The 10536-nt window shown below is 31.0% G+C and carries 8 protein-coding genes; all 8 read right to left on the reverse strand.

Annotated features, from left to right (window positions below):
- Positions 1-319: 319 nt before the first annotated feature.
- The gene (locus ACFFIS_RS00350; protein WP_320380147.1) at positions 320-1147 is read right to left on the reverse strand and encodes a DUF6270 domain-containing protein; all 828 of its coding nucleotides are present in this window, start codon (positions 1145-1147) and stop codon (positions 320-322) included.
- A gap of 265 nt (positions 1148-1412) precedes the next feature.
- On the reverse strand, positions 1413-3266 hold the full coding sequence (locus ACFFIS_RS00355; RefSeq protein ID WP_390185693.1) for a glycosyltransferase family 2 protein: 1854 nt from the start codon (positions 3264-3266) through the stop codon (positions 1413-1415).
- Positions 3259-4386, reverse strand: a complete 1128-nt coding sequence (locus ACFFIS_RS00360; RefSeq protein ID WP_390185694.1) for a DegT/DnrJ/EryC1/StrS family aminotransferase — start codon at positions 4384-4386, stop codon at positions 3259-3261. Before ACFFIS_RS00360 ends, ACFFIS_RS00355 begins: the two co-directional genes overlap by 8 nt.
- A gap of 3 nt (positions 4387-4389) precedes the next feature.
- Positions 4390-5685: an ATP-grasp domain-containing protein gene (locus tag ACFFIS_RS00365; protein ID WP_320380152.1), complete on the reverse strand. Its 1296-nt coding sequence runs from the start codon at positions 5683-5685 to the stop codon at positions 4390-4392.
- A 15-nt stretch (positions 5686-5700) separates the two neighbouring features.
- Positions 5701-7689: a CDP-glycerol glycerophosphotransferase family protein gene (locus ACFFIS_RS00370; RefSeq protein WP_320380153.1), complete on the reverse strand. Its 1989-nt coding sequence runs from the start codon at positions 7687-7689 to the stop codon at positions 5701-5703.
- Positions 7690-7701: 12 nt separating this feature from the next.
- Positions 7702-8745, reverse strand: a complete 1044-nt coding sequence (gene rfbB / locus ACFFIS_RS00375; RefSeq protein ID WP_390185695.1) for a dTDP-glucose 4,6-dehydratase — start codon at positions 8743-8745, stop codon at positions 7702-7704.
- Complete coding sequence (gene rfbA / locus ACFFIS_RS00380) at positions 8745-9626, reverse strand: glucose-1-phosphate thymidylyltransferase RfbA (RefSeq protein WP_390185697.1); 882 nt, start codon at positions 9624-9626, stop codon at positions 8745-8747. The genes rfbB and rfbA overlap by 1 nt, the downstream gene beginning before the upstream one ends.
- A gap of 613 nt (positions 9627-10239) precedes the next feature.
- The coding region (locus ACFFIS_RS00385) for an IS3 family transposase (RefSeq protein ID WP_390185699.1) at positions 10240-10536 on the reverse strand (297 nt) is incomplete at its 5' end.

Raw genomic sequence — 10536 nt, forward strand, 5'->3', positions numbered from 1 at the left:
AAGCACACTATATATAGCAGGAAACGTAAATTGATATTTATTTACATATTGCTTTTTATCATACTGGCAAAGTATATTAAGTTTACACTTGTATACACTTAATTATTTATATGAAACAGCTAATAAGTCCTTGGACAGACTTTCCTTTGACTAGATATTGTTACAGAAGTAAATGCCTGTCTGCCTGATATTTCCGTACAGGACATGATCCCTGACATTAATTAATATATGTTTACAAACCGTAAATGAATGCATATTAAGTTATAAACTTATAACATCGTCAAATATCAAACTTTCCCAATCAGTCAAACGATTTCTATTACCCTATTTTATTCTCTATCAAAACTTTCAACTTACTATTTTCATCCAGGGTATCATTCAAAATAATCCCCAGTAATTTCCTTGTAAAGTCCTGATAAAATTCCGTATTATAATGGACATATAACAACCCCCAAATATGATCCTCTACGGCATAATACTTGCTCATGTCATATTCCAATGTTTTAACGTTGTAATTATTTATAAGATGTTTATCCAATACATCCCACCATTTATTATAAACGTCAACATTTAAATAATTTATCTTCTTACTTTCACTCAGTGACTTCAATTGTCCATCATTCTTATCAAGGTAAACATCTATAAATCTAGCTTTATTGACTATTACTTTGCAGTTTGGTAATTCCTTCTCCAAGAATGAGAATAAAGTCTTTACCCCTTCCTTCCATAATGGGTAAAAACGCTCTTGGTTTCTTCCGAAAATCTGAAAGGCATCTCGCTTCTCTAGCCTTCCGTAGAGACTGGTCCTTTGCCACAGCCATTTTTTATTAGTTATATAACTTCCCCCAATTTCCTGTATACCATAATATAAATCTCCATAAAAATCGATTATTAAATAATTCGGCTGATTTTTTCTCATTTCCTTGAAAAAGCTTTTATCAAGTTCAGTTCGAAAATGTTTTGTATCAAAGGGGCTTAGATTATCTATCAATTTATTGTCAAAGGAAATTGGCTTTGCCGCTAGTGATATCATTGACATTTGATTTTGATGAAGAACGCATGAATAATAATTTTTGTAGTCGGATATAATTTTCGAATGAAAACTGTCCCTAGAAACACAACTTCCCAACACTGCGATTTTTATCAATATTGCAACCTCATTTCATGGAATAAATATTTATAACTTAACTCGTATGCTGAAAGAGGCAGATGGTCCATATACAATTAGAAGAACCTGCAATCCGTTATTATAATTGACTTATAATTAATCTCTGTACTTCTCTAATATTTCGCTTCATAGTATCCTTAAATATCTAGTTAATTATTCTAATGATAGCTTCACAAAGTCATACAATAATCCTAATAAAAGTCTAAGCAATTTACTGATTTCTATTCTATATTGAATTACGCAATCAAATTATTGCATTTGCTATACGTCTTAAAGTACTATAACTTTTATTAATAAATTTTAGAGATATATTTTTTTTATCAGTTAGATATAAATTACAAAAGACCTTTTTATCAAGTTGTAATTTATTAGTAGAAATTTCTTTAACCATACTGTTAGCTAATCTATATGTTTGATTATTGATTTCCAAATAAAAGTCAAACGTACTAGTGGAATAATCATAAAAAAAGCTATAAGGTAAATGCCAACAATTATTTTCCCTAACAAATTCAATCCTACGCTCTGTATTCCTTTCAACTAAAAAAATAGACATATTTAAGTCTGCGTTATTAGGAAGAACAGTTAACTTAATGCTATCACCTGTCAAATGAATAGTTGATCCTTTTAGGTTAATTGAGGAATATGACAAATTATCATTTTGAGTAAAAAACAGATTTTCATTAGTACACTTAAATGACTTAAGAGTGTTCTTGTTTATACGAAATTTGTCAACTCTATTTTCTAAATATATACATACATATACATCATAAATCAGCATTTCATTAAAAATATTTAAATCCACTTCTCCACTATAAACGTGTTCACCTTTATTCATTAAATTAAATTCTAAATTTTCTTCTTCCCCCATAAAAGTGCGTGATTGAAAAAGTAAAGTAACTTTCTTGTGTTTAACAACACTGGGAATAAAAAGACCCTCAAAACCCACCTTGTTATTATCAGCCCAAACATTTTCAAAAATGATTAGGTTTTTATTTAAATCCCGAATTTTAAATAACTCATCAGGAATGTAGACCTGATTAGAACGATAATATTGAGTGTTCCAGACATAATCCCCATTTTCCTTAATTATTTTTCCCTTTAAGGGGTTTAACAATAATTCAATTAAACTTTTTTTGTCATTGTTAAGAATAAAATAAATATATAAGTTTTTAGTAATTCCCAACTCATTATTATAAATATCTTCTATTTGCAACAAAACTTCCTTTGTCTCATTAAAATAAAACTTTCTAAAATTTCGGTTACCGATTACTTGATCTATTGAAAAAAACAATCTATCAATAATTCGCTTTAAAAACTCCTGCTTAAGACGGTATCTATTTGAAAGTTTAATATTGTCAAAAAAGAAAATCTGGTATTTTATCGATTCAAGCCTATCAGCATAATTGCTTAATGAATTTTGTAATTGAGTAATAGATTTATGTTGAGCCTCTTTTCCCCGTTTTCTCCAATAATAAACAACATCATCTAATATTGATATTTTTCGTGCATATATATATGCCCTATGCACCATAGGTCTATCAGCATACAACATCCCATCTGGCATAAAACATTCATTTTCCACTAAAAATTTGCGATTGAAAATTTTGTTCCAGTAAAATGAATCATAAAATAAATCATAAAACTCACTAATATTATTTATAACCTTCTTATTCTGCCACACTCTTTGTTCAAACTTATATAAAATTTCCTTTGTCACACCGTCAATTAATATCAATGGTTTACCTATTGTAACATCAGCATTTTCCTTTTCCGCCTCATTATACAATGTTTCATAGGCATCTAGTGGTAGAATGTCGTCTGAGTCTATAATAGCTACATACTTTCCTGATGCCATTCTTAATCCACGGTTACCAGCAGTTGCACCACCCGTATTCTCTTGAAAGACCGTTTTAATATTTTTAAATTTTTCTTCATATTCCTTAAGAATCTCTCTAGAATTATCAGTACTTTCATCGTCAATTGCTATTATCTCAATACTATCCAATGTTTGGTTTACTAAGGAATCTAAGCATTCCCTTAGATAATCTTCAGTATTATAAACTAATACTACAACAGAAAGCTTATATTCATCACACATTTTTATAACAGTCCCCCTCATAAATTATAATCTCAACTATCTTCCTAACTGTTTCTACCGATAAATCAGTATATAAAGGTAGTGCCAAAATACCATTACTTATGTGCTTTGAAATTGGAGTTTTAGATGAGAGGTTTTTATCAAAAGTGAACTCATTAGTTAATGGATAGAAGTATTTCCTTGACATTACATTGTACTTTTTTAAAACCCCAAAGAAATGATCCCTTAATTCTATTGAGGAAAACCTAATTGGGAAATACGAGCCATTATACTTAACATCTTCATACGTTTCCATTAACTGTATGAAGCTTACATCTTTTAAACCATTTTCATACTCCTTATATAGCGTCCTCCTTTTTTCCAAATCACTATTAACTGTTTTCAGGTTACATAATCCCATAGCTGCTTGAAATTCATTCATCTTTGCATTTGTGCCTTGAAATATTACTTCCCCATCACCCGAGAGTCCAAAATTCTTTAAGGAACCTAATTTATTAACTAATTCTCTGTTACGAAAAGCAAGAATTCCACCTTCAATTGAATTGAATACCTTCGTGGCATGTAAGCTAAACATAGAAACATCACCAAATTCAGCTATACCCTTACCATCAATTTCAACTCCAAAAGCATGAGCTGCATCATAAATCACCTTTAGTTTATGCTTCTTAGCAATAGCGTCTATTGCATAGACATCACAAGGATTTCCAAATACATGGACAGCTAAAATTGCACTAGTATTAGGTGTGATGAGTTCCTCTATTTTTGTCACATCAATAGTATAATTATTGGGATCAATATCACAAAATATTGGCTTTAGATTACAATTCTCAATTGCTAAAGTCGAACTTGCAAAGGTAAATGGCGTTGTAATAATTTCACCTTTCAAATCCAGACTCTTAATTGCAAGTTCTAACGCTTGATGGCCATTAACTAGTAACTCTATATTTTCAACACGAAGGAAAGCTTTTAGGTCTTCTCTGAATTCTTCATGAAGTGGACCATTATTAGTTAGGTACTTATTTTTCCAAATCTCCCTTAAATAATTTACATACATATCCATTGGAGGCATTTTGGGCTGTGTTACAAATATTGGCTCTTCAAATCTTTTTAGTCCCTTCATTTTTTATAATCTCCAATCAATTAATGATTCCACTGCATCAACGTCAAACACAGGAATGTTCATGTTTTCACTAATAGCTTTTCTTTCCTGATAAGAATCGTCAATAAAAATAGCATTATTGCCTGCATCTATTTTCTTATACTTTTCTTCATTTTTATCTAAGTGAATAATATTATCAAAGATATTTTTGTCTATTTTAAGTTTATAAAGTGTGTCTGCGATGTCCCTTGCATGTTTTGTAATTAATATAATTTTCTTCTCTTTATTTAAACATTGATAAAGAAAAGCTATAATCTTTGGATTTACATGCTTACCTAAAGTTATTGTATCGTCAAAATCGATATAGACAGTATCATAAGAAATATTTTCAAATGAAAAGCGATTTATAAGCGCTCTATCTACTTCGACATTAAATTCATTTTCAATGATTTCTACATCATAACCCATGAAGTCAAATAAAGTAATCAGCGGGAAATTAATACCACGGTTTCTATGAGTAGCCATAGAGCCTGCTATTCTTGGTGCTATTTCTAATAGTTTTAAATTGCCCATTTTATCCCTTTTTACTTGAAAGAACCATGCACCCCTGAACTCAAATACTTCATTTAAGCGTTTAGCGATAAAACTTATCTGTTCTTGTATTTTTATATTGTTGGTATTTACACTAATTCCGTTTTTTATTCTATTCCTTTTTCGTGGGCCAATAAATAATAGTTCCCTTTTTCTATTGGTAAAGCAGTCTATGGTAAATTCTTCTCCTGGGAGGTATTCACATATAAGCATCTTTTGTTTAGCATTCCCAATTTTCATTTTTAATTCAGAGATATCTTCAGCCATCGCTATCCCCATAGACCCTTGACCAACATCTGGTTTTAAAAATACGGGGAATTCAGCACTTTCTATTGCATCTGAAGAATAGATTTTAGGTGTGAAGCATTCACCCTGTAACTTTTGATATGTTTTATATTTTGACCTAGCCATAACACATGTTTCTGGTGAAGAAGTAATAACTTTAGCTTTTAATACTCCGGGTTTCAATTCCCCTAATTTCAATACAACACTATCATGGGCGGGAAAGATATAATCGATATTATACTTTTTTATAATATTATTTATATAGGGGATAAAGGAATCATCATCAACAAATGGTAAATTACTAATATAGTTTTTATACACGTATTTCCCATGATCCTTCACACTAGATGCCCCAAACAGTTTAATATCTTTCGCGTATTTCAATGCGTTGTGGATTTCTAACCCAATTTCTGATCCACACGGGAAAACTAGAACATTATGCATAGTATAATTTCCTCCTTAATTATTAAAAACATGCGCTATTACTTCTTCCGTACTATTTCCATTACCCCAATCACAATAGGTTTTGTAAAACTCATTATACTTGGATTGAAATTTAATACTTACACCATCAACATTTTCAATGGTATCCATTAATTCTTCATGGGTTGTAACTAATGGCCCGGGTAAATCCTTTTTAATATCAAGATAGAAACCTCTTAGTTCACTTTCATATTTCAAATAATCATATCCAAAAAAGATAATAGGTCTCTTAAGATGAGCGTAATCAAAAAATACGGAAGAATAGTCAGTAATCAAAATGTCAGAAACACAATAGAGTTCTTGAATATCGCTGTAATTAGACATATTGATAATACAATTTTGGTATTCCTCTTTTATTGTAAGTTGACTTGCAATTAGATGGTGTAGTTTTATTAATAATACATATTCATCTTTAAACTTATTATAAAAATCATCTAAATGTATTTTCAGATTAAAAGCATTTGCAGTTACATAACTATGCTCATCATCACGCCAAGTTGGAGCATATAATATTATCTTTTTACTTTTATCTATATTAAATTTATCTTTCAATTCATCCTTATCATCATTGTAAAGTATATCGTTAATAGGATAACCTACCTCAATCATCTTTTTATTATATTTAAAAGCCCTTTTAAATATATCACTTGAATACTTATTAGCAGAAAGTAAGTAGTCCCAATTTCTCGATTCCAAATAGAAGTTTTCTCTGCCCATTACTTCTGGACCATCAATTGTTATATCAAACCCTAACTTTTTAAGCGGTGTTCCATGCCATGTTTGTAGATAAATCGTTTTATCCATTTTTTGATGTACAGGGAATAACACATTATTAACCCAATAATGTGATTGTGCTAAATAATAGAAGTATTCCTCCGATTCTCTTTGAACAATTATAGGATTCCCAGGAATTTCGGTAGCTAATTGTTTAGAATTACAAGACCAAACATAAGTGAATTTTTTATATTTTGGATGATTCAATAAGAATTCGTATATATATTTAGGGTTCCCTGCATATGCATTCCCCAGGAAACTCTCAAAGAATACCATGTTTTCGTTAAATTGGCCATCCTTAATAGTATCCTGATAGACCTTTCTACCTTTAGCAATTCTATACGTTCGACTAAATTGTTCTTTGGTCGTATACCATAGTGCCAATGAATTCTTTCCAGCCGTCAAATAAACAACAAATAAATAATCATCTTTATCTCTATTTTCAAAAAGATATCTATCTGCATCGTTTTGAATTTTAAATAAATCTGAAACAGTTAGTAAATCGGTAAATATTTTATTCCCCTTTTTATCACGAACCTGAATACTAATGTCCCAACGAGCATTATTAAATTTATTTATTATTTTTTCCAAAAAAATTATACTTTCAAACGAGTATTGAACATCTGTCTCCTTGTCAATAGGAAGATTGTACCCGACAGCACTACCATTATCTCTTCTTGAAAAAACCAATTCTATCTTTGAGATTTCTATAGGGGTTTTTAGCAACACCTTACCTTGAACAAAGATGTTCTTCCCAATACTTTTGATATCTTTTAAATAATAATTCAAAGGTTGATTTTGATATTCCACGTTTAAATTACCTTTAGCAGTTTTGTACATTCTTAATGTGTAGTCATTATTCTTCATTTCAAAGTTTTGTAAATCCCCTTGGATTTTAATTCTTTTATAGAACGTCTTACCAAATAGATTAAAATTAAGGAGTATATTAAAGGCACCCTTTGCTTTTAATAGATATAAATCCTCTACACTAAGGACAACTTTATTATCTTTAATTGGCAAGCGTATTTGACGTCCACTCTCGACATTTCTCAAGACTATATAATAGGTAGCCACTATCTTATTTAATGTAGGTATTCTAGAATTAATAACAATTTGATCGTCAATATTTTCTATGCTTTTTACCTTAACTTTTGATAACTTATTTAATATTACGTTCTTCAACTTACCCATTCCCTCTTCTCATTAATGTTGCATATATTCACCAGTTTCAATTTTACGTTGCCACTCTTGATTTTCCAATATCCATTTAATTGTTCTGACAATTCCTTCTTCAAATCTTGTCTTGGGACTCCAATCTAAATCATTTTTTATTTTCGATGGATCTATCGCATAACGATGATCATGCCCTTTTCTATCCGCTGTAAATGAAATCAAATCCTCTGTGACATTACTATCGTGATTTTTATTAATGTAATTAATTACAATTTTTACTATTTCTATATTTTCCTTTTCATTATGCCCGCCTATATTGTAAATCTCCCCAATTTCGCCTTTTTTTAATACACATTCTATTGCCTCACAATGATCATCGACATATAACCAATCCCGAATGTTTTTACCATTTCCGTATACTGGTATTTTTTCCTTCCTAAGACATTTATTCACAATTATTGGGATTAATTTTTCTGGAAATTGATTTGGACCATAGTTATTTGAACATCTTGTAATATTCATTGGAAAGTCATAAGTTTCACAGTAAGCTTTGACTAAGAGATCAGCTGCTGCCTTACTTGATGAGTATGGACTGTTCGGATCCAATGGAGTCTTTTCAGTGAAAAATCCATCCTTTCCCAGTGAACCATATACTTCATCAGTGGATATCTGTATATACTTTACTCCATCTTTATACTTATTATTTTCAAAATCAATAACCCAAGACTTCCTTGCATTTTCTATTAAATTGAAAGTACCTTTTATATTAGTTTCAATAAATTCTTCAGGAGAAATTATACTTCTATCAACATGTGATTCTGCCGCGAAATTAATAACATAATCAATGTTATAATTTTTAAATACCTTCTCAATCGCCTCTTTATCATTAATTGAAGTCTTCATAAACTTATAATTTGTTAATTGATCAACACCTTCTAAATTATAAATATTTCCTGCATATGTTAAAGAATCGATATTTATAATTTGAATATCTTTCCCATACTTAGTTGCTAAAAATTTTATAAAATTAGAGCCAATAAACCCAGCGCCACCTGTAACCAAATAAGTTTTCATTAATTCATCACCTTTTCCTGTTTTACTAATTTTAATAAATAATTACCATAGGTATTTTTAGACAAAGGCTTTGCAAGCTCCAGTAATTTAACTCTATCGATATACCCTTTTCTAAATGCAATTTCTTCAAGACATGCTATATACAAACCTGTTCTATTTTGTATAACTTCAACATATTTAGATGCTTCCATTAGATTGTGATAAGATCCTGTATCAAGCCAAGCCACTCCCCTTCCAAAGAGTTTAACCTGAAGCCTATCTTCCTCAATATACATATTATTGATCTCGGTTATTTCAAGCTCTCCTCTTGCAGACGGCTTCACTTTTTTTGCTTTCTCGACCACTGAGTTATCATAAAAGTATAAACCTGGGACAGCATAGTTAGACTTTGGATGGTCAGGCTTTTCTTCAATTCCAATTACTTTCCCATCATCATTAAATTCAACCACCCCATAATCCTCAGGGTTATTAACAAAATAGCCAAAAATTGTAGCACCTGATTCAATTTTTGTTGAAAGCTCCAAAGTATCCATTAGGCCTTGTCCATAAAACAGATTATCTCCTAGAATGAGTGCGACATTATCACCGCCTATAAATTTTTCACCTATTAGAAATGCCTCAGCCAGACCATTGGGTTTGTCTTGAGTTGCGTACTCTATATTTATACCCCATTGCGACCCATCTTTTAGCAACTCTTTAAACCGCGGCTGATCAATTTTTGTAGATATAATCAATATATCCTGTATGCCAGCCAACATTAATATTGACAATGGATAGTAAATCATAGGTTTATCATATACTGGTAAAAGTTGTTTCGATGTAGCTAAGGTAATGGGATAAAGCCGTGTACCAGAACCTCCTGCTAGTACTATACCTTTCATAGTTAACATCTCCCTTATAACCACTAGCCAAGCCAAGCAAGTGGCATGAATTAATTTGTAATTTCTATCATTGTGATTCCGTGTCAGGATAACTCATTAGGTTAATTGAAGAAAAATTAAAGATATCTTATATTCAAACACAAACTTTTCGTTAAAGAAAAGATAAGACTATTTCTTTAAAAGTAGGCTGCATTAAAAATTACCCACTATATATTTTATGTCAAACAGGTAAAAAGTCGAACTTGCTCCTTTAAACTAAGGAAAAAAGCATAAAGTAGTACTAAAGTATGAGTTCATATGCATAACGCTAGGGTAGTGTACCCAAAAAGATATACTTACTAAATTACACTTTATATTCTCTTATTACAAAGTATTAATTAATGGTGCTATTTTTTCTGCAAACCTGACTTTCATTAAACTACGTTACTATACTAGCAAATCTTGGTATGTCAACACTAAACTGAACAAACCTTTTAAGGAACACATACCCTTTTATGGTGTTCAAAGTATTAACACTCAGTTGTTAAAATAGTGCGTGCTGTTTGTCACTTGACATGGAGCTTCTGCGAGCAAGATAATGAGCCAGGAAGCCAGATTTATTAAAGAATCTGGCTCAGCCACCAAGGCTATCATGCCCGCCTCTCCACGAAATTCTACTCATTTCTGCATGGTGCTTGCGCTTATATTCGTTAGGAGTAAGATAGTCTAGAGATCCATGTATTCGAATGTTCTTAAACCAATTTACGTAATCAAACAGTTCTAGATCAAGTCCCTGCTGACTTTCGAAAACTCTACCACTAACGAATTCATTTTTAATAGTCTTGAATGTTGCCTCGGCAACCGCATTGTCATATGGTGTTCCTTTTTCACTTAGGGATCTTTCAATACCAAATGTTTCTAGTGCCTCGTC

Origin of the sequence: Paracerasibacillus soli (assembly GCF_042432965.1) — a bacterium.
Classification (GTDB): Bacteria; Bacillota; Bacilli; order Bacillales; family Amphibacillaceae; genus Paracerasibacillus; species Paracerasibacillus soli.